At 63.4% G+C, this 19,611-nt stretch carries 23 protein-coding genes and 1 tRNA gene; 13 read left to right on the top strand and 11 right to left on the bottom strand.

Going from position 1 to position 19,611, the window contains the following annotated elements:
- Positions 1 to 432 precede the first annotated feature (432 nt).
- From ABWW33_RS22885 to ABWW33_RS22935, 11 genes are all read left to right on the top strand, one after another.
- Complete coding sequence (locus ABWW33_RS22885; protein WP_353403886.1) at positions 433 to 606, top strand: Flp family type IVb pilin; 174 nt, start codon at positions 433 to 435, stop codon at positions 604 to 606.
- Positions 607 to 664: 58 nt separating this feature from the next.
- Positions 665 to 1,195 carry an A24 family peptidase gene (locus ABWW33_RS22890; RefSeq protein WP_353403887.1) on the top strand — a complete coding sequence of 177 codons (531 nt, stop codon included), beginning with the start codon at positions 665 to 667 and terminating at the stop codon, positions 1,193 to 1,195.
- A gap of 96 nt (positions 1,196 to 1,291) precedes the next feature.
- Positions 1,292 to 2,674 (top strand): DUF8689 domain-containing protein, encoded by a 1,383-nt coding sequence (locus ABWW33_RS22895; RefSeq protein ID WP_353403888.1) that lies wholly within the window; start codon positions 1,292 to 1,294, stop codon positions 2,672 to 2,674.
- Positions 2,671 to 3,513, top strand: a complete 843-nt coding sequence (gene cpaB, locus ABWW33_RS22900; RefSeq protein ID WP_353403889.1) for a Flp pilus assembly protein CpaB — start codon at positions 2,671 to 2,673, stop codon at positions 3,511 to 3,513. Before ABWW33_RS22895 ends, cpaB begins: the two co-directional genes overlap by 4 nt.
- 7 nt (positions 3,514 to 3,520) lie before the next feature.
- Complete coding sequence (locus ABWW33_RS22905; RefSeq protein WP_353403890.1) at positions 3,521 to 4,942, top strand: type II and III secretion system protein family protein; 1,422 nt, start codon at positions 3,521 to 3,523, stop codon at positions 4,940 to 4,942.
- A 13-nt stretch (positions 4,943 to 4,955) separates the two neighbouring features.
- Positions 4,956 to 5,234: a hypothetical protein gene (locus ABWW33_RS22910; protein WP_353403891.1), complete on the top strand. Its 279-nt coding sequence runs from the start codon at positions 4,956 to 4,958 to the stop codon at positions 5,232 to 5,234.
- A 9-nt stretch (positions 5,235 to 5,243) separates the two neighbouring features.
- On the top strand, positions 5,244 to 6,416 hold the full coding sequence (locus tag ABWW33_RS22915) for a CpaE/TadZ family protein (RefSeq protein WP_353403892.1): 1,173 nt from the start codon (positions 5,244 to 5,246) through the stop codon (positions 6,414 to 6,416).
- A gap of 41 nt (positions 6,417 to 6,457) precedes the next feature.
- Positions 6,458 to 7,804 (top strand): TadA family conjugal transfer-associated ATPase, encoded by a 1,347-nt coding sequence (locus tag ABWW33_RS22920; RefSeq protein ID WP_353403893.1) that lies wholly within the window; start codon positions 6,458 to 6,460, stop codon positions 7,802 to 7,804.
- Between the two features lie 5 nt (positions 7,805 to 7,809).
- Positions 7,810 to 8,787: a type II secretion system F family protein gene (locus ABWW33_RS22925; RefSeq protein WP_353403894.1), complete on the top strand. Its 978-nt coding sequence runs from the start codon at positions 7,810 to 7,812 to the stop codon at positions 8,785 to 8,787.
- An 11-nt stretch (positions 8,788 to 8,798) separates the two neighbouring features.
- Positions 8,799 to 9,737: a type II secretion system F family protein gene (locus ABWW33_RS22930; protein ID WP_353403895.1), complete on the top strand. Its 939-nt coding sequence runs from the start codon at positions 8,799 to 8,801 to the stop codon at positions 9,735 to 9,737.
- Positions 9,738 to 9,746: 9 nt separating this feature from the next.
- Positions 9,747 to 10,451, top strand: coding sequence for a LytR C-terminal domain-containing protein (locus ABWW33_RS22935; RefSeq protein ID WP_353403896.1), 705 nt, complete (start codon positions 9,747 to 9,749; stop codon positions 10,449 to 10,451).
- Positions 10,452 to 10,534: 83 nt separating this feature from the next.
- Here ABWW33_RS22935 and ABWW33_RS22940 read toward each other — a convergent pair whose 3' ends face one another.
- Positions 10,535 to 11,308 (bottom strand): GIN domain-containing protein, encoded by a 774-nt coding sequence (locus ABWW33_RS22940; RefSeq protein WP_176652997.1) that lies wholly within the window; start codon positions 11,306 to 11,308, stop codon positions 10,535 to 10,537.
- 25 nt (positions 11,309 to 11,333) lie between these two features.
- Positions 11,334 to 11,525 carry a hypothetical protein gene (locus ABWW33_RS22945; RefSeq protein ID WP_176652996.1) on the bottom strand — a complete coding sequence of 64 codons (192 nt, stop codon included), beginning with the start codon at positions 11,523 to 11,525 and terminating at the stop codon, positions 11,334 to 11,336.
- A gap of 285 nt (positions 11,526 to 11,810) precedes the next feature.
- Here ABWW33_RS22945 and ABWW33_RS22950 point away from each other — a divergent pair, with 285 nt between their 5' ends.
- Positions 11,811 to 12,806, top strand: a complete 996-nt coding sequence (locus ABWW33_RS22950) for an alpha/beta fold hydrolase (RefSeq protein WP_353403897.1) — start codon at positions 11,811 to 11,813, stop codon at positions 12,804 to 12,806.
- 53 nt (positions 12,807 to 12,859) lie between these two features.
- Positions 12,860 to 13,603 (top strand): substrate-binding periplasmic protein, encoded by a 744-nt coding sequence (locus ABWW33_RS22955; RefSeq protein WP_353403898.1) that lies wholly within the window; start codon positions 12,860 to 12,862, stop codon positions 13,601 to 13,603.
- Positions 13,604 to 13,606: 3 nt separating this feature from the next.
- Here ABWW33_RS22955 and ABWW33_RS22960 read toward each other — a convergent pair whose 3' ends face one another.
- From ABWW33_RS22960 to petA, 9 genes are all read right to left on the bottom strand, one after another.
- On the bottom strand, positions 13,607 to 14,491 hold the full coding sequence (locus ABWW33_RS22960; protein ID WP_353403899.1) for a dienelactone hydrolase family protein: 885 nt from the start codon (positions 14,489 to 14,491) through the stop codon (positions 13,607 to 13,609).
- Positions 14,492 to 14,598: 107 nt separating this feature from the next.
- A complete protein-coding gene (locus tag ABWW33_RS22965) occupies positions 14,599 to 14,880 on the bottom strand; it encodes a helix-turn-helix domain-containing protein (RefSeq protein WP_353403900.1) in 282 nt (93 codons plus the stop codon).
- A complete protein-coding gene (locus ABWW33_RS22970) occupies positions 14,877 to 15,215 on the bottom strand; it encodes a type II toxin-antitoxin system RelE/ParE family toxin (RefSeq protein ID WP_353403901.1) in 339 nt (112 codons plus the stop codon). Before ABWW33_RS22970 ends, ABWW33_RS22965 begins: the two co-directional genes overlap by 4 nt.
- A gap of 152 nt (positions 15,216 to 15,367) precedes the next feature.
- Positions 15,368 to 15,443: transfer RNA gene (locus ABWW33_RS22975), tRNA-Thr, on the bottom strand.
- Between the two features lie 26 nt (positions 15,444 to 15,469).
- Positions 15,470 to 15,961, bottom strand: a complete 492-nt coding sequence (locus ABWW33_RS22980) for a ClpXP protease specificity-enhancing factor (protein WP_353403902.1) — start codon at positions 15,959 to 15,961, stop codon at positions 15,470 to 15,472.
- Positions 15,962 to 16,052: 91 nt separating this feature from the next.
- Positions 16,053 to 16,664, bottom strand: coding sequence for a glutathione S-transferase N-terminal domain-containing protein (locus ABWW33_RS22985; protein ID WP_008443913.1), 612 nt, complete (start codon positions 16,662 to 16,664; stop codon positions 16,053 to 16,055).
- Positions 16,665 to 16,778: 114 nt separating this feature from the next.
- The gene (locus ABWW33_RS22990) at positions 16,779 to 17,543 is read right to left on the bottom strand and encodes a cytochrome c1 (protein WP_176652989.1); all 765 of its coding nucleotides are present in this window, start codon (positions 17,541 to 17,543) and stop codon (positions 16,779 to 16,781) included.
- A 32-nt stretch (positions 17,544 to 17,575) separates the two neighbouring features.
- Positions 17,576 to 18,988 (bottom strand): cytochrome b, encoded by a 1,413-nt coding sequence (locus tag ABWW33_RS22995; RefSeq protein ID WP_176652988.1) that lies wholly within the window; start codon positions 18,986 to 18,988, stop codon positions 17,576 to 17,578.
- A 3-nt stretch (positions 18,989 to 18,991) separates the two neighbouring features.
- Positions 18,992 to 19,600 carry a ubiquinol-cytochrome c reductase iron-sulfur subunit gene (gene petA, locus ABWW33_RS23000; RefSeq protein WP_176652987.1) on the bottom strand — a complete coding sequence of 203 codons (609 nt, stop codon included), beginning with the start codon at positions 19,598 to 19,600 and terminating at the stop codon, positions 18,992 to 18,994.
- Positions 19,601 to 19,611 lie beyond the last annotated feature (11 nt).

Consider the following 19,611-nt stretch of genomic DNA (forward strand, 5'->3'; position numbering starts at 1 on the left):
GCGCCTTGCCACGTTTTGTTCACGCCTATCAAGCCAATATCTTTGATAGTCAGGCGCACTGTGAACTGCAACACGAGGCCTTTCCAAAGAACAGCTAAGCAGGATAATAGCTTTTTGCAATCTAGGCAATTCATGTGTGCGAAAAAGAACTTTCCTTGCAACTGAATGCAACCTTTTTCCGACAGCTGGCGGCTTGCCCCAGCGTACCGGGCCGAATTCTGATGCAGTTTGACATAAGCCAGCCGTGATGTGTGTCCGGGACGCATATTTTCCTCCATAGCTTGAAAATAATTCCACACGGAAAACTTGTCTCACGTCAACTCCCACAAAACTGCGATCCGTATAGTGAACCCAATGGCGCGGTAACGGCGGCATGGCAGGCCGGCCGCCCGCGCCAGGGGTATTTTTATGGACTCAACTTGGGAGTAAATCATGAACTCGCTTATTGCAGCTGCAAAGGTGTTCGCGTACGACGAGGAGGGGATCACAGCCATTGAATACGGCCTGATCGCGGCAACGATGGTGACGGCGGTGGTGGCGATCTTCGGCACGCTGACGACGGCGCTGCAGACGGCTTTCACCGCCATCGCGGCCAAGCTCGCGTAGTCATCGTCCAGGCTTTCCAGCCGCAAGCGGGCTGGAAAGCCTACTCCGGAGAGCCGCCATGCTGAACGCCATCGAACTGATCCTGATCTGCCTGGTCGCGCAAGCGGCCGTGACCGATCTGGCCATGCGCAAGATTCCCAACGTGCTGATCCTGAGCGGGCTGCTGCTGGCGCTGCTCCTGCACGTGCTGAGCGGGCAGCCGTGGGCGCCCGCATCGCATTGGCTGGCCGGCACCTTGGCCGGCTTTTTTTTATTCCTGCCGCTGTACCTGTTGCGCGGCATGGCCGCCGGCGACGTCAAGCTGATGGCCATGGTCGGCGCCTTTGCCGGTCCCGCCGACGCGCTGCGGGTCGCCGTGCTGGCCTACATCATCGGCGGCGTGATGGCCTTGCTGATGTTGCTGTGCAGCGGCCGCCGGCGCGACGGCTGGCGCAATCTCGTGCAGATCGGCAAGCCGTTGCTGCTGCGCGGCCTGGGCGTGCCGCTGCAGCCGGTGCCGCTGACGCCGGGCGCCAGCATCGGCGGCGTGCCTTACGGCCTGGCGGTGGCGCTGGCGACGATGGTGGTTGTGGCGCTGGCGCATCGCTGAGCGCTGCCCCGCCGCGTATTTGCTTCGCGTCAATGTCCCCAAAGCATGGCCCGATAGACTTGATTCCTCAACGTAATTTCTTCGCTGGAGATGCTCATGCTAGCCGTCGAATCGTTTCCCCCCGCCACCGATGCCGACGCCGCCGCCGTGCTGCCGCCGCAGCCGAAATCGGTGCGCGAGACCGGCCTGCCGCTGCAGCTGATCGTCGAGCTGATCGCCAAGGCCATTTTCATCGGCGGCAAAAGCCACCTGCCGGTGCTGACCACGCGCCTGCACCTGTCGATCAACGTGCTGCGCGAGGCGCTGGAATTCATGGTCGCCGAGCACGTGGTGGAGGTGGCGTGGCGCGGCGAATCCGACATCGACGTGCAGTACCAGCTGACGGCGGGCGGCAAGCAGCGCGCCAGCGCCTGGCTGGATCGCTGTCCCTACATCGGGCCGGCGCCGGTGACGCTGGAAGCCTACCGCGCCATGGTGGAACGCCAGGCCGGCCATGCGCCGCTACCCTGCGCCGACGAACTGGCGGCAGAATTCGCCGACGATTTTCTCAGTCCCGCCGTACAGCGCATGCTGGGCGCGGCCATGCACGCCGGCCGCACGGTGCTGCTGCATGGGCCGTCGGGCAGCGGCAAGTCGATGCTGGCGCGCCGCCTCGGCACGCTGCTGCAGGGCGTGATCGCGGTGCCGCATGCGTTGGCGGTGGGACAGGAGATCGTCCAGGTGTACGACGCGCTGCTGCACCGCGCGCCGTCGCCGCAGCATTTGCGCCAGTTGCGCCAGCTGCAGGATCAGCGCAGCAGCGATCCGCGCTGGCTGTTGTGCCAGCGGCCCGTGGTGGCGCTGGACGCGGACCTGAGCGCGGACATGCTGGATCTGCAGCCGGACAGCCATAGCGGCTGCTATCGTTCGCCGCCGCAACTGAAGGCCAACAACGGCATGCTGATCGTCGACGACCTGGGCCGCCAGCGCATGGCCGCCGCCGATCTGCTGAACCGCTTCTCGCAGGCGCGGGAGCTGGAGCGCAGCCAGTTGTCGCTGGCGGGCGGCTACCACTTCAGCGTGCCGTGCCGCTTGCAGCTGGTGTTCGTCGCCAGCCTGGCGCCGGAAGCGCTGTTCGACGCGCCGGCGCTGCGCCGCGTCGGCTACAAGATTCCGGTCGGGCCGCTGGGCGCCGCCAGCTATCGCACCTTGTTTCGCCAGCAGTGCCTGACCGCCGGCGTGGCGTTCGACGATGCCGCGCTGCGCTACCTGATCGACGACCTGCATGCGGGCAGCGGCTTGCCGCTGCTGGCCTGCTACCCGCGCGAGATCATCGGCCGCGTCGCCGATTTCGCCGGCTTCCTCGGCGAGCCGGCGCGGCTGACTGTCGCCGCGCTGGACCAGGCCTGGAGCAGCATGTTCGCGACCGCCGAACCACTGCCGCCCGGCGTTGACGACAGCGCCGACGCCATCGACCATCTGCAGCAGCACATCCTATGAATAACAAGCGCGCACTGTTGATGATGGCGCTGGCCATCGTGCTCGGACTGGCGGCGGTGGTGATGGCCTCGCGCTGGCTGCTGCGGCAGTCGCCGACGTCGGCCAACAAGATCATCGTCGCGGCGGTCGACGTCAACCTCGGCCAACGCCTGGCGCCGGAGATGCTCAAGCCGCTGGACTGGCCGGCCGACAACCTGCCGCGCGGCGCGCTGCGCGACGCCTCCAAGCTGGTGGGCCGCGTGCTGAAAACCAGCGTGCTGCGCGACGAGCCGCTGAGCGAGGCCAAGCTGGCGCCGGCCGGCACGCTGGGCGGCCTGTCGGCGCTGATCACCGAGGGCAAGCGTGCGATCACGGTGCGCGTCAACGACGTGGTGGGCGTGGCCGGCTTCGCGCTGCCGGGTAATTTCGTCGACATCATCGTCAACACCCAATCGGCGGCGGGCGGCAACGAGAATGCGATATCAAAGATCGTGCTGGAACGGATACTGGTGCTGGCGGTGGCGCAGGAAGTGGGCCGCGACGAGACCAAGCCGCGCGTGGTCAACGCCGTCACGCTGGAGGTGACGCCGGCGCAGGCTGAAAATATCGATCTCGCGCGCAGCGTCGGCACCCTGTCGCTGGTGCTGCGCAACCAGGTCGATCCGCGCCCCGGCGTGACCGGCGGCGCAACCAAGACCACCCTGCTCGGCATGGCGCCGGTCCGGCCCGAACCGGCCGTGCAGGTAGCGGCGGCCCCCGTGGCCGTCAAGCCGCCTCCCCAGCTGGCGCAAGCCGCCCCGCGATCACGTGCCTGCATCGGCGTGATCGCCGGCGTTCAGCGCACGCAGGAATGCCTGTGAGTGGACCATGAATACTCAACTATGCACAGTGGTGCTGCTGGCGATGGCTGCCGGCACTCAGGCCGCTTCCGCGGGGACGCAGGCCGCGGCCGGTGCCGATGGCGCAAGCCTGCGCTGCAGCGGCGAGGCGGCGACGCCGGGCAATATGACGCTGCAGTTGGGGAAGTCCACTCTGATGCGCATGCCGGAAGCGGTGCAGGCGCGCAGCGTCGGCAATCCGGCCGTGCTGCAGGCGATGCTGGTGGCGCCGGACACGCTGTACCTGGTCGGCGTCGATATCGGCACCAGCAATATGATCGTGCAGGGTCGCAGCGGCATGTGCAACGTGATCGAGGTGGTGGTCGGCATCGATCCCGGCGCGCTGCAGGCATCGCTGGCGGCGCTGATTCCGGAGCAGAAGGACATCAGCGTCAGTGCCGCCGGCGATACGCTGGTCATCAGCGGCATGGTGGACGATGCGCAAACCGCCGCGCGCGTGCTGGAGCTGGCGGCCGCCTTTGTGCGCCGTCCGGCGCAGGCGCTGGAGGCGGCCAAGGGCGACAAAAGCACTGGCGGCGCGGCGGTGCCAAGTGCGGGAGCCGGCAACACCCGCATCGTCAACTTCCTCAACATCAGCGCGCCGCAGCAAGTGATGCTGGAGGTGAAAATCGCCGAAGTCTCCAAGACCCTGCTGGACAAGCTTGAAGCCGGACTGACGGTGAATTTCGGCGGCGGCAGCTGGAGCAGCACGCTGACGTCGAATTTTTTAAGCGGCACGCTGAAAGGCTTGCTCAATATCGGCAAGGCCGGCGGTAACCATGCCGGCATCGCCGCCGACAAGCAGGACGGCATGATCCGCATCCTGGCCGAGCCGACGGTGATGGCGATCAGCGGTCAGGAAGGCAGCTTCCTTGCGGGCGGAAAGATCTTCGTTCCGGTCGCACAGGACAACAACAAGGTCACGCTGGACGAGAAAGAGTTCGGCGTCGGCCTGCGCTTCACGCCGACCGTGCTGGCCGGCGGCCGCATCAATCTGCGCGTGGCGCCGGAAGTGTCGGAACTGTCGCGCGAGGGCATAGGCATCTCGGCGGCCGGCTTCTCGGGCACCTCGGTTCTACCTCTGATCACGACCAGGCGCGCGGCCACCACGGTGGAGCTGTTCGATGGTCAAAGCTTTGCCATCGGCGGGCTGATAAAGAATAACCAGACCACCAATATCCACGGCCTGCCGGTGCTGGGCGAACTGCCGGTACTGGGCGCGCTGTTCCGCAGCACGGACTTCCAGCAGGACCGCACCGAACTGCTGTTCGTCGTCACACCGCACCTGGTGAAGCCGCTGCAGGCCGACTACAAGCTGCCGACCGACAGCGTCACCACGCCAAGCCGCACCGAACTTTTCATCGGCGGCCGGATGGAAGGGCCGCCGGCCCAGGCCACCGAACACAAATAGACAGGAAACGATCATGCGATACCTATTCAGCTTGCCAGCGGCGTGCATGTTGACCGCCTGCGCGTTACAGCCGCCTTCCTCCACGCCGCAATGGGACCGGCACTTCGGCGAAAGCGTGCGCGTTGCGCTGGCGCGGCAAATCATCGAGCCGGAGGCGGCGCGCAATCTCGATCCGGTGGCCGGCATGGACGGCCACGCCGCGCGCGCCGCTTATGAGCGCTATCAAAAGGCCAGCAGCGAAGCGGCGGCGCAGCCGTCATCGTTCACCATCGGCGTCAGCGGCGCAAAGTGAGGAGCGATCATGAAAGCACTGATGATCAGCAGGGACAGCCTGCTGCATGCCGAAGTCGCCGCACAGGGATCGGCGCGCATGCCCGGCGTGCAACTGGTGGCGTCGCGCAACGGCCTGCGCGACGCGGTGGAGCGCCCGCTGCCGGAACTTCCTGAACTGGTGATCTTCGACGCCAGCGACGTCGCGGAAGAGGAGGCGGAACTGGTGGACCGCCTGGGCAAGCTTTATCCGGCGGCATCCTTCATGCTGCTGACGCGCGAACCGCAGCAGGACCTGCTGATACGCGCCATGCGCGCCGGCATGCGCGAGGTGCTGCCGCTACCGCTGGTGCACCGCGCCTTCCACGAGGCGATGGACCGCATCGAGGTGGCGGCCGGTGTCAGCCATATGCGCGATGGCAAGGTGCTGGCCTTCATCTCCTGCAAAGGCGGCAGCGGCGCAACTTTTTTGTCGACCAACTTCGGCTACGCGCTGGCTGCGCTGGCCGACAAGAAGGTGCTGCTGATCGACCTGCACGGCCAGTTCGGCGACGCCACGCTGTACGTGTCGGACCAGAAGCCGGCGATGACGCTGTCCGACATCTGTGCGCAGATCAGCCGCATGGACGGCTCCTTCCTCGATTCCTGCCTGGTGCATGTGGCGTCCAACTTCGGCGTGCTGGCAGCGGCGGACGATCCGAATCATGCGGTCGACATGAAGCCCGAGCACATGGACACCATCCTGCGCGTGGCGCGCCAGCACTACGACTACATCGTGCTCGACGTCGGCCGCCAGATCGACGCCATCTCGCTGCGCGCGCTGGACCAGGCAGACACCATCTACCCTGTACTACAACTGGCGCTGCCGGATATCCGCGACGGCCGCCGGCTGCTGGATATCTTCCGCTCGCTGGGCTATCCGAGCGAGCGCACGCGCCTGATCGTCAACCGCTACGAAAAGGGCGGCAAGCTGCGGCTGACGGACCTGGAGCAGGCGCTGGGCGCGGAGGTGGTGCACACGGTGCCGAACGACTACCTGTCGGCGACGGACTCGGTGAACCAGGGCATACCGGTGCTGCAGCTGTCGCGCAGCAGCGCGGTGGCGCGCAGCCTGGCGGAGCTGGTGGAACTGGTGACGGCGCGCCGCGTCTCCGAAAGCAAAGGGCTGTTCGACCGGCTGTTCGGCCGCAACGACAACGAATAGGCAACGAGTAGGCACGACAAAACCACGCATCGGAGAACGATATGAGCTTGCGCGAACGCCTGGCTTCCAGCGACGACAGCCGCCAAGGCATCAACGGTCCGCCCGGCCTGGCCGCCGCGGCCTATCAGGAACTGAAGAAGAGCATGCACCAGACGATACTGGACCGCATCGACCTGGAACGCCTGAAGCGGTTGACGCCGGAGCAGTTCAAGCACGAGCTGGCGCTGCTGGTCCAGCGCATCATCGAGGAGGAGCGCATCGTACTGAACCAGCACGAGCGCCACAACCTGGTGCTGGACATCCAGCACGAAATGCTGGGCTTCGGGCCGCTGGAGCCGCTGCTGGCCGATCCCGGCGTGTCGGACATCCTGGTCAACACCTACGCCAAGGTCTATGTCGAACGCTCCGGCAGGCTGGAGCTGACCGGCGTCACCTTCAACGATAACGCTCACCTGATGAAGATCATCGAGAAGATCGTCTCGCGCGTGGGCCGGCGGGTGGACGAATCGAGTCCGATGGTCGATGCGCGCCTGCCGGATGGTTCGCGCGTGAACGCCATCATTCCGCCGCTGGCGATCGACGGCCCTATCCTGTCGATACGACGCTTCGCGGTCAATCCGCTGACGGTGGAGAACCTGCTGGACTACCGCAGCCTGACGCCGCCGATGATGGAAGTGCTGAAGGCGCTGGGCCAGGCCAAGATCAACATCCTGATCTCCGGCGGCACCGGCAGCGGCAAGACGACCATGCTGAACGTGCTGTCCGGCTTCATTCCGGCGGCCGAGCGCATCGTCACCATCGAGGATGCGGCCGAACTGCAAATGCGCCAGCCCCACGTGGTGCGGCTGGAAACGCGGCCGCCGAATATCGAGGGCAAGGGTGAAGTCAACCAGCGTTCGCTGGTGCGCAACGCATTGCGGATGCGGCCCGACCGCATCATCCTCGGCGAGGTACGCGGCCCGGAAGCGCTGGACATGCTGCAGGCGATGAACACCGGCCACGAAGGCTCGCTGGCCACCATCCACTCGAACACGCCGCGCGATGCCTTGTCGCGGCTGGAGAACATGGTCGGCATGGCCGGCGTGAACTTGACGCCGCGCGCCACGCGGCAGCAGATATGCTCCGCCGTGACGGTGGTGATGCAGGTCTCGCGGTTGACCGACGGCACCCGCAAGCTGGTCAGCCTGCAGGAAGTCACCGGCATGGAAGGGGAGGTGATCGCCATGCACGAAATCTTCCGCTACGAGCAAAAGGGCGTGGACGCCGGCGGCAAGGTACAGGGGCGCTTCTCGGCCACCGGCGTGCGGCCGCGCTTTGCCGACCGCTTGCGCATGTTCGGCGTGGCGGTGCCGGATTCCGTGTTCGATCCCGACAAGATCTACGAGTAGCGGCCATGGATACAGTCTTCTCCGCGTTTGCGGTCCTGCTGTTCGCCGCCGTGATCCTGATGATAGAAGGCGCCTGGCTGTGGTGGTCGGGTTCGCACGGCAGCGCGGCGCGGCGCATTTCAAAGCGCCTGCGGCTGATGGCGGCGCGCGGCGAAGGCGGCGCCGAGCGGATCGACATCCTGAAGCAGCGTGCCTACAACCGCAATCCCCGGCTGGAGAAGCTGCTGCGACGATTCACGCGACTGGCCGCGCTGGACCGGCTGTTGCTGCAGGCAGGCGTGCGCTGGACCGTGTCGCAGTTCCTCTGCAGTTCGCTGGCGATGCTGGCCGTCGGCCTGATGCTGCCGGCGATGCTGGGCATGCCGGCGCTGGCGGCCATGGCGACGCCGGTGCTGGCGCTGATGTTGCCGTCGATGCTGTTGATGCGCACGCGCCACGCGCGCCTGCTCAAGCTGGAGGAGCAATTGCCGGAGGCGGCGGACTTCATCGGCCGCGCGCTGCGCGCCGGCCATTCCTTCGCCAACGTGCTGCAAATGGTCGGCGAGGAGATGCCGGACCCGATCGCCGGAGAATTCAAATTCGCCTACGAGGAAATCAACTACGGCGTACCGATGAACGAAGCCCTGCACAACCTGGCCTTGCGCGTGCCGCTGACGGACCTGCGCTACCTAGTGATCGCGGTGCTGATCCAGCGCGAGTCCGGCGGCAACCTGGCCGAAGTCCTCGGCAATATCAGCCGCTTGATACGCGCCCGTCTCCGGCTGCTGGCCCAGGTGCGGGTGATGTCCGCCGAAGGCCGCATGTCGGCATGGATACTGGGACTGCTGCCGCTGGGCGTGATGGGGTTGATGGTGCTGGCCAATCCCGCCTACGTGCGCGTGCTGTGGACCGATCCGGTCGGCATTCGCCTGATGTGGTACGCCGGCGCGATGGCGGCAGCCGGCGTGCTATGGATGCGCAAGCTGATACGCATACGGGTCTGAGGGAGGACGGCATGGATGGTCGGCAGATTATTTTTCTCATCATTGTCTTCGCCGTCGTGGTGGGCGTGGCGCTAGTGGCGCTGTTGAGTTTTTCGGCGGTGCCTGTCCGCGAGCGGCTGAACGATTTTATCGGCCCGGCGCAGCCGGCACAGCCGCTCCCCGGCGGCTGGGTGGAAAAAGTCGCGCACGCGGCGCAGCCGTTCACGCGCATGTCGCTGCCGGAGGAGGGCTGGGAGCGTTCGCCGCTGCGTACCCGTTTCATGAACGCCGGCTGGCGCAGCGCGTCGGCGCCATCGCTTTACTTTGCCGCCAAGACCTTGCTAGCGCTTGGCCTTCCCGCCCTGCTGGCGCTGGCCTGCGCAACGCTGGCGGACAGCGAAGTGCAAAAGACGATGAGGTATCTGTTGCTGTTGACGGCGTGCATAGGCTACTACCTGCCGAACGCGCTGTTGTCGCGCCGGGCCACCAACCGCTGCCGCGAAATCTTCGAGACCTTTCCCGATGCGCTGGATCTGCTGACCGTATGCGTCGAGGCGGGCCTGAGCCTGGAACGCGCGCTGGCCAAGGTGGCCGGTGAAATTCATATCAAGAGCGTGGCGCTGGCGCAGGAACTCCAGCTGGTGCTGATGGAAATGCGGGCCGGCTTCAGCAAGGAGAAAGCCTTGCGCAACCTGGCCTTGCGCAGCGGCGTGGAGGATGTCGATACGCTGGTGGCGATGCTGATCCAGTCGGAGCGTTTCGGTACCAGCATGGGTGAATCCCTGCGCATTCATTCGGATAATTTGCGCAGCAAGCGCAGCGTGCTGGCGGAGGAGGCGGCGGCCAAGATCGCGCTGAAGCTGCTGTTCCCGCTGATCTTCTGCATCTTCCCGACGTTGATGCTGGTACTGATAGGGCCTGCCGGAATACAGATTTATCACATGGTGCTGCCGACCATGTTCACGCACTAGGAGGCGACAATGAAACAGATGCTGGGCGCCGCATGTGCCGGCGCGCTGCTGATGGCATGCAGCGGCTTGTCCACCGCACCGCCGGTAGCCACGGCGGCGCCGGAGACGGACATCACCGCGCTGGAACAAGCCTGCCTGCAGGCGCCGCTGGATGCGGCCAGGTGGGAGCGGCTGGCCGCCGCGCTGGAAGCGGATGGACAGCGCGAGCGCGCCGCGACGATGTACCAGCAAGCCTCCACGCTGCGCACGCACGACATCCGGCGCGACTATGCGTTGCTGAAGGAGCACAAAGCGGAAACGCCGCCGGAGGCGGCCGATACGGCCATGCCGCGCACGGAAATCCGCCAGCTGGGAGCTGCGCTGGTGCAGGTAATGCGTGTCGGAGCAGCGACGCAAGCGCAGACGCAGACGCCGGCGCCGGAAAATACCGGACTGCGGCTGGAGATCAGCAACGGCAACGGCATCGCCGGCGCTGCCGCCCGGCTGGCGCGCATCCTGAAAGCGGAAGGAATCAAAACCACGCGGCTGACCAATGTGAAGAATTTCGGCGTGCCGATCAGCCGCATCGAATACCAGGGCGACCAACAACTGCCGGCGCAAGCGCTGTCGCGGCGACTGGGTTTGCCGCTACACGCGAGAAGCGATAAATCCGTCTATGCCGACATGCGCATCGTGCTTGGACGCGACGTTGTGCAGGCACCGTACCTGAAATAAAAAAACCGTCCGGGTGGAGTGGCCTCCTCCCGGACGGTAAAAACACACCCATGTGTTTCCTGCTGCGGCTCACGCCGCGTTCATTACTGCCAGCTGACGCTGCCCAAGCCGCGGGCGCTGGCATTGCGATTGGTCGGATTGCCATACACGGTGGCCGAACCCAGGCCGGTTAATTTCAGCGTGGCGCTGTTCTTCGCAAACACCGATGCGCTGCCCAGTCCCGACATGTTGACGTCCACCACATCGGCGCGCAACTGCTGCGCATCGAGGCCGCCGACGCCGCCAAGGCTGGCGTGCAGCTGCCTGGTCTGGCCCGTCATTTCGATATGGCCGGCGCCGTGCAGATGCAGGTCGACGTTGTCGCTGCTGCCGGCGTTGACCGTCATGCTGCCGACGCCTCCGAGCTTCACATCCACGTTGCGGTACTGCGCGCTGACCTTCACCGCGCCGGCGCCTTCTAGCGCCAGGCGCAGATTGTCGCCGCTAAAACCGCTTACCTCGGTGGCCCCGACGCCGCCCGACACCAGCTGACGCAGGTTCGGCAGCGTCAGTTCCGCGCGCAGCTCCTTGTTGTTGCCGAAGCTGAAGCTGCGCATCTTGCTTGTGCCGATGTGCAGGGTGTCACCCGTCTGCTCCACCGTCACTTTTTTCAGCGCGTCAGCCTCTCCGTATAGAGTCAGCGACGCGACTGGTCCTTGCTTGACCTTGAGGCTGATGACGCCATCGAGGTCGATGTTGACGGCACGCGCATCGACGCCGCGGTTTTCGCTGACCACATCGGCAGCCAGCGCGGAACCAGCTCCGCCGCCGCTGCTCAGGATCGTGGCCAGCATCGCAGCCTTCAGATATTTTTTCATCACGCGCTCCGTCGTTGTCGGTGAATTACAGTGCTGCTTTTTCAGCTGCGGTCAGGCGCTTGGCGGTGATCGTCACCACTTGCATCTTGGCGGCGTCGGCTTTCACGGCGACAGGCGCTGCGTGGATTGCTGGCACTGCGGCGGTGGCGAACGAGGTAGCGCTGATGACGACGATTGCGGCTACGAAGATGGCTTCCATGTTTTTTGCGATGTTCATTTTGAGCTCCTTGGGTTGTGTGGTTCGCTGCGTTTTGTCTTGCGTTGAGTGAACTATAGACAAGGGCTATCCGGCCAGCCATCGACATGTGACGAACTGCAAAAACCGGGGGCCAGAATGCGGATTAGCGGCGTAAAGCTGCGTGGCCGAGAGATATTTTTAAAAATTGCTTGCTATTGAATAGTATGCGATATATATTGAGCACATGGACAGCGCAAAACGCTCCAAAAACGCATGAAACATAGTTCACTATTAAATAACTACCTACTGAAAATGGAGCCCGTCATGAGCAAAGATACCCAAGACCAAGCAGTGAATACCTCCCGCCGTTCCGCCCTGTTCGGTGGCGCCGGTGCCGCAGTCGCCGCCGTAGCCGTTCCGCTCGCCGCATTTGCTGGCGGCAATGCGCAAGCCGCTCCGGTGGTTCACGGCGGCGCGGTCAGCAAGACGGGCAGCACCATCACCACTCGCGACGGCGTCGAGATCTACTACAAGGACTGGGGTCCGAAGACCGGCCAGCCGGTGGTGCTGAGCCATGGCTGGCCGCTGAACGCCGACAGCTGGGAATCGGCGGCATTCCATTTGGCCAACAACGGCTTCCGCGTCATCACCCATGACCGCCGCGGCCACGGCCGCTCCAGCCAGCCGTGGGAGGGCAACGACATGGACCACTACGCCGACGACCTGGCGCAGCTGATCGAGGCGCTGGACCTGAAGAACATCATCCTGGCCGGCTTCTCGACCGGCGGCGGCGAGGTGGCGCGCTACGTGGGCCGCCACGGCACCAAGCGCATCGCCAAGCTGGGCCTGATCTCCGCCGTGCCGCCGCTGATGCTCAAGACCGCCACCAACCCGGGCGGCCTGCCGATCGAAGTGTTCGACGGCATCCGCGCCGGTTCGGTCGCCAACCGCGCGCAGCTGTACCTGGACATCGCCTCCGGTCCGTTCTATGGCTACAACCGCCCGGGCGCCAAGCCGTCGCAGGGCATCATCCAGGCGTGGTATGCGCAGGGCATGCAGGCCGGCCACAAGAACACCTACGACTCGATCAAGGCGTTCTCGGAAACCGACTTCCGCGACGACCTGAAAAAATTCGACAAGCCGACGCTGATCATCCACGGCGACGACGACCAGATCGTGCCGATCGACGCCGCCGGCAAGGCCTCGGCCGCCATCGTCAAGCACGCCAAGCTGATCGTCTACCCGGGTGCGCCGCATGGCCTGACCGACACCCACAAGGACAAGTTCAACGCTGATTTCCTGGCGTTCGCCAAGTCCTAAATGCAGAAAGGGCCGCCGGCGCAATGGGAAATTGTCCATGCTATATTGCAAGTATGAACAAGCTGCCGGCGGTGCTGATGATGCTGTGCGCTAGCGTGCTCCCCGGAGCTGCGCTGGCCGAGGTCGTCACCGTCTATACCAGCGCCAGGGTGGCGCCACTGGTGGTTTCCGACGACCAGGGCATTTATCCCGACCTGATCCACTATTTAAACCGGCACGCACCAGGCGGGCTGAGCTTCAGGCTGGAATACCTGCCGCGCAAACGGCTGCAGCTGAAGGTGGAAAACGGCGAGCTGAACGGCATCGTCATCGGCATGATGCCGCGCTGGTTCGACGACGCCGCGCAGAAAAAATACCTGTGGACCACGCCGTTCGCGCTGGACCGCTACGTGGTGGTGTTACCGGCGGGACAGGCATACAGCCAGGCCAAGCCCGGTGCGCTGGCAGGGCGTTCGGTCGGCATGGTGCTGGGCTACAGCTATCCCGACCTGGAATCATGGATACGCCGGCAGGGTCTGATCCGCAGCGACGCTCCCAGCGACGATAAAAGCCTGGAAAAATTGCAGCTGGGACGGGTGGACAGCGTTGCCGCCGCCGAATCGGTCGTGCGCTACTACATGAAGGTGCACGGGATTCGCGAAGACAAACTCCAGCTGTATGGGCTGCCTTCCAGCCCAACCGAGCGGCGCTTTCTGGTGCCCCATTCAAAGGCGGCGGTCTACGAGAAGATTGCCCCTGTCATCCGCAAACTCAAGGACGATCCCGAGTGGCAGCGTCTGGTCTCCAAGTATGAATAAGCCTTAGCCCAGCCGCGCGTGGAAGAACTCCGTCGTGCGCTGCCACGCCAGCTTGGCAGCGGCGGCATCGAAGCGCGGCGTGGTGTCGTTGTTGAAGCCGTGCTCCACGCCGGGGTAGACGTGGTACTGATAGTTCACGCCGGCCGCCTTCAAGGCCTGTTCGTAGGCGGGCCAGCCGGCGCGGATGCGTTCGTCGTTGCCGGCGTCGTTGATCAGCAGGTGCGCCTTGATGTGCGCCACCTCGGCCGCCGGCGGCTGCGAACCGTAGAACGGCACGGCCGCCGCCAGTTCCGGCAATTGCGTCGCCAGATAGTTGGCGATGCCGCCGCCGTAGCAGAAGCCGACTACGCCCAGCTTGCCGTTGCCTTCCGGCTGTTGCTGCAGCCAGCGTGCGGCGGCGACGAAGTCGGCGCGCGTCTTCGCCGGGTCCAGCTTGCCGAACAGGGCGCGCGCCTTGTCCTCGTCGCCGGGATAGCCGCCCAGCGTGAACAGCGCGTCCGGCGCGAAGGAGATGAAGCCGTCCAACGCCAGGCGACGGGCGATGTCTTCGATATGCGGATTGAGGCCGCGGTTTTCATGCACCACGAGCACCAGCGGCAGCTTGCCCTTGGCGTCGGCCGGCGAGACCAGGTAGCCGCGCACTGTGCCGTTGCCTTGCGGCGAAGGCAGCTCGACGTAGCGGGTCTTGATGCGGCGGTCGTCGGCGGTGACGATGGGCGCGGCAAAGCTCGGGCTCAGCGCGCCGAGCAGGCTGGCGGCGGTCGCGCCGCCGACCGCATAGCGCGCCGCCGATGACAGGAAGTCGCGGCGCGTGATGCCGCCATGCACATACTGGTCGAACAGCTTCAATACTTCCGGATCAAAATCGGCGGCGGTTTTGCGTGTCATGTCTCGGTTCCTCGGGTAGGGGGCGATGGGCTAGTGTAGCGCAGCGCCGCTCCCGTGGCCGCCCGACCGGGCGGAATATTTCTGCATATTCAACGTTGGTTTTTGGCTCAGGCCGCGTCCACCAACTGCATTTTAACGTGCAGGCCGGCAGCAGCAGCCATGTTCACTAGCGCATCGATGGCAAACAAGTTGATTTTTCCGCGCATCAAATCGGAAACGCGTGGTTGGGTGACACCGAAGACTTTGGCTGCTTCAGCCTGGCTAAGTCCAGAGCCGGTGATGTAACTTTTCAATTGAAGCATCAGTTGGGAGCGTACCTTCATGTTCTCTGCTTCCTCCGGGGTGTCTTCAATGGCATCCCATACGCTTGTAAAACGTTGCGCGGTCATTTTCCCAACTCCTTCTTTAAATCACGGTAGCGTTGCGCTGCCAAATCGATATCGTGTTTGCTGGTCTGCTCGGTTTTCTTCTGAAAGCAATGTAGCACGTAGATGGCATCAGCAAATTTCGCCACATAAATGACTCGGAATGCCCCTGCCTCATCCCGAATCCGTATTTCCTTAACGCCTGGACCAACGGTGCCCATAGGCTTCCAGTCGTCAGGGTCTTTGCCATGTTGTACAAGGTCAATTTGGTGGCCTGCGTCGCGCTTGGCTGTCGCTGGAAAGGCGCGTAAATCCTCCAGGGAGCTACCGCGAAACTCTACTGGCTTGGGATCGGTCATGTCACGAATATACAAAAATTTGTATGAGCTGGCAAGCGATACGTCGTACCGATTCCCTTGGCGTCCGCCGATCTGCGAAGGTTTTTTGCTGCGTACAAAAACAAATGCCTCACGTGGATTCCACGCAAGGCATTGTTTTCAAAGCTAATTTTTGGTGCCGACTGCCGGTTTCGAACTGGCCACCTGATGATTACAAATCAACTGCTCTACCAAATGAGCTAAGTCGGCGAAACTTGTACGGGGCGAATTATACGCTATTTAATTCGCGTAAGGGTGGGGCGGCCGCCCTTTTTGGGCGGGTCCGTATCGTCGTCCGGGGCGCTTGGCGCCTCGGTTTTGACCTCTGCCGCGGTGGGTGGCGCGGCTGCCGGAACCGCCGCCAGCATCGGCGCCGGCGCGCTGATTTCCTCGTCCGGAACCGGCTCGGCAAAGCCCAGTTGCGGTTCGAACGCCATGCCCTGGCCGTTCTCGTTGGCGTAGATCGCCATCACATTATTGACCGGCACGTAGATCTCGCGCGAGACGCCGCCGAAGCGGGCGTGGAAGCGGATGCTGTCGTTGTCCATCTTCAGGCCCGAGGTGGCGCCGAAGCTGATGTTGAGGACGATTTCGCCCTTTTTCACATACTCCATCGGCACCGTGGTCGAGGCGTCGACCTTGACGGCGAGGTAGGGCGTGTAGCCGCTATCGGTGCACCACTCATAAATGGCGCGCAGCATGTAGGGCTTGGTTGAGATTTCAGACATGGTATTCCAGACTGCAGTAAAACACGGCGCGCCGCCCGCTAAGGCCGGCAAACGCGCCGATGGACTTCAAGTAAAACGGCCTGCTCCGCAATTAACGGCGCATGACCTTTTCCGACGGCGTCAGCGCTTCGATGTAGGCCGGACGCGAGAAGATGCGCTCGGCGTACTTCATCAGCGGCGCGGCGGTCTTCGACAGTTCGATGCCGTAGTGATCCAGACGCCACAGCAGCGGCGCGACCGCCACGTCCAGCATCGAGAACTCGTCGCCCAGCATGTACTTGTTCTTCAGGAACAGCGGCGCGAGCGTGGTCAGGCGGTCGCGGATTTCGGCGCGGGCCTTGTCGTGGCTCTTGTCGTTGCTCTTGGCGCGTTCGCTTTCGAGCACGTGCACGTGCACAAACAATTCCTTCTCGAAATTGAACAGCATCAGGCGCGCACGCGCGCGCATCAACGGATCGGCCGGCATCAGCTGCGGATGCGGGAAGCGCTCGTCGATGTACTCATTGATGATGTTCGATTCGTACAGGATCAATTCACGTTCGACCAGGATAGGCACCTGACCATACGGATTCATGGTCGAGATGTCTTCCGGCTTGTTGAACAGGTCGACGTCGCGCACCTCAAAGTCCATGCCTTTTTCAAACAGGACCAGACGGCAGCGTTGCGAAAATGGGCAGGTTGTACCCGAGTAGAGAACCATCATTTTTATAGTTCCTTAGAAGAACAAAGGGGGTGACGCCGCGAACGGATCACCCCGGATCGATCGCCCGCCAGCGCGGGCATCGCAAAACAAGCGCCGGCCAGCCGGCGCTCTCGATTATTTAACTTCTTTCCAGAACGACGCGTTCAGGCGCCATGCGAGGAAAGCGAACATCGCCATGAACAACACCACGGCCACGCCCAGTTTTTTGCGGGTCTGCGCTGCAGGTTCCGCCATCCACTCCATGTAACCGACCAGGTCGGCCACCGCAGTGTCATATTCCAGCTTGCTCAGTTTGCCCGGCGTGACTTGCTCGAAGCCGGCGAACTGGTGCGTCTTCTTGCCTTCCTCATGCGGATCGGCCACTTCTTCCATCTTGACCTTCTGCACGCCCTGCAGTTCCCACAACACGTGCGGCATCGCCACATTGTTGACCACCAGGTTGTTCCAGCCGGTCGGGCGGGTATCGTCCTTGTAGAAGGTGCGCAGGTAGGTGTACAGATAGTCGCCGCCGCTGCCGGCGCCCGACGCTTTCGCGCGCGAGATCACCGACAGGTCGGGCGGCACCACGCCGAACCATGCTTTCGCATCTTTCGGATTCATGGTGGTGGTCATCATTTCGCCGACCTTGTCGCCGGTGAACAGCAGGTTGGCCTTGATTTGCTCTTCCGTCAGGCCCAGGTCGCGCAGGCGGTTGTAGCGCATCGACGACGCGTTGTGGCAGTTCAGGCAGTAGTTGACGAACAGCTTGGCGCCATGCTGCAGCGCGGCCATGTTGTTCGAGCGGTCCGGTGCCTTGTCGAGCGCGACGCCGCCTTCGTTGGCCAGGGCCAGGCCAGGCAGCAGTGCCAGGATGGCGAGCAGTTTTTTAGAAAAATTCATGTAATGTCCTTTGTGTACTTTAGCCGAGTCGATCAGTGCGCGTGGAACACTACGCGGTCAGGAACCTTCTTGAACGTGCCCATGGCGCTCCACCAAGGCATGAACAGGAAGAAGCTAAAGTAAAGCAGGGTGCATACTTGCGAGAACAGCGTGCGGCCTTCGGTCGGCGGCAGGGTACCGAGGTAGCCCAGTGCCAGGAAGCAGAAGAAGAACACGCCGTACACATACTTGTGCCAGCTTGGACGGTAGCGGATCGATTTGACCGGCGACTTGTCCAGCCAAGGCAGGAAGGCGAGGATCACCACCGACGAACCGAAGAACACCACGCCCCAGAACTTGGCGTCCAGCACCTGCGGCAGCATGCCGATGATGGCGACCAGCGCGATGACGGCGATGGCGGTCTTGACCAGGCTCGACAGGCGCGACTTCAGCCACACGAACACCACGTAGGCGGCGACGAAGAACATCAGCACCCACATGAAGTCGGCGGTGGTGGCGCGCAGCACCGAGTAGAACGCGGTGAAGTACCAGGTCGGCGCGATGTGCAGCGGGGTCTTCAGCGAGTCGCCCGGCAGGAAGTTGTTGTACTCCAGGAAGTAGCCGCCCATTTCCGGCGCGAAGAACACGACGGTGCTGAAGATCAGCAGGAACACGGACACGCCGAACAGGTCGTGCACGGTGTAGTAAGGGTGCGACGGGATGGAGTCGACCGGGTGGCCGTCGGCGCCCAGGTTTTCCTTCACTTCGATGCCGTCCGGATTGCTCGAGCCGACTTCGTGCAGCGCGATCAGGTGGGCCGCCACCAGGCCCAGCAGCACCAGCGGGATCGCGATCACGTGGAAGGCGAAGAAGCGGTTCAAGGTGGCGTCGGAGACGACGTAGTCGCCGCGGATCCACAGCGACAGGTCAGGGCCGATCAGCGGAATCGCGCCGAACAGGTTGACGATCACTTGTGCGCCCCAGTACGACATCTGGCCCCATGGCAGCAGGTAGCCGAAGAACGCTTCGGCCATCAGGCACAGGAAGATGGCGAAACCGAACAGCCAGATCAGCTCGCGTGGCTTGCGGTACGAGCCGTACAGCAGGCCGCGCGTCATGTGCAGGTAGACGATGATGAAGAAGGCCGACGCGCCGGTCGAGTGCATGTAGCGCACCAGCCAGCCCCACGGCACTTCGCGCATGATGTATTCGACCGAACCGAAGGCCAGGTTGGCGTCCGGCTTGTAGTGCATGGTCAGGAAGATGCCGGTGACGATCTGCAGCACCAGCACCAGCATGGCCAGCGAGCCGAAGATGTACCAGAAATTGAAGTTTTTCGGAGCGTAGTATTTGCCCCATTGGTCATTCCACAGCTTCGTCAGCGGGAAACGGTCGTCGACCCAGCCCAGTGCTTTTTGTGCGGCCGGTGCATCGGCCGGGAATTTTGTCTCTTTGAAAGCCGCCATGATTTACGCCTCGCCTTTCTCGTCTTTACCAATGACCAGCTTGGTGTCGCTCAGGTACATATGACGCGGCACTTGCAGATTGTCCGGCGCAGGCTTGTTCTTGAACACGCGGCCGGCCATGTCGAAGGTCGAGCCGTGGCATGGGCACAGGAAGCCGCCTTCCCAGTCGTCCGGCAGCGATGGCTGCGGGCCCGGGGTGAATTTCGACGATGGCGAGCAGCCCAGGTGGGTGCAGATGCCGACGGCGATCAGGATTTCAGGTTTGCGCGAGCGCCATTCGTTGCGGGCGTACTCAGGGGTGAATTCTTCCGGGTTGCGCTTGGAGTCGGCGTCGGCCACTTTGCCGTCGGTCTTCTTCAGCGATGCCACCATTTCAGGGGTGCGCTTGATGATCCAGACCGGCTTGCCGCGCCATTCCACGGTTTTCATTTCGCCCGGGTTGAGGGTAGAAATATCCACTTCCACCGGTGCGCCGGCGGCTTTTGCGCGCTCGGACGGCTGGAACGTGCTTACCAGTGCCCCGGCGGTTGCCAGACCCACTACACCACCCGCCGCGCCTGTAGCGACGAGCAATCCGCGTCGGCCGGAATCGACCTGCTTTTCGATACTCATACAAACCCCAA

This window comes from Duganella hordei, from assembly GCF_040369125.1.
In the GTDB taxonomy this organism is placed as follows: Bacteria; Pseudomonadota; Gammaproteobacteria; order Burkholderiales; family Burkholderiaceae_D; genus Rugamonas; species Rugamonas hordei.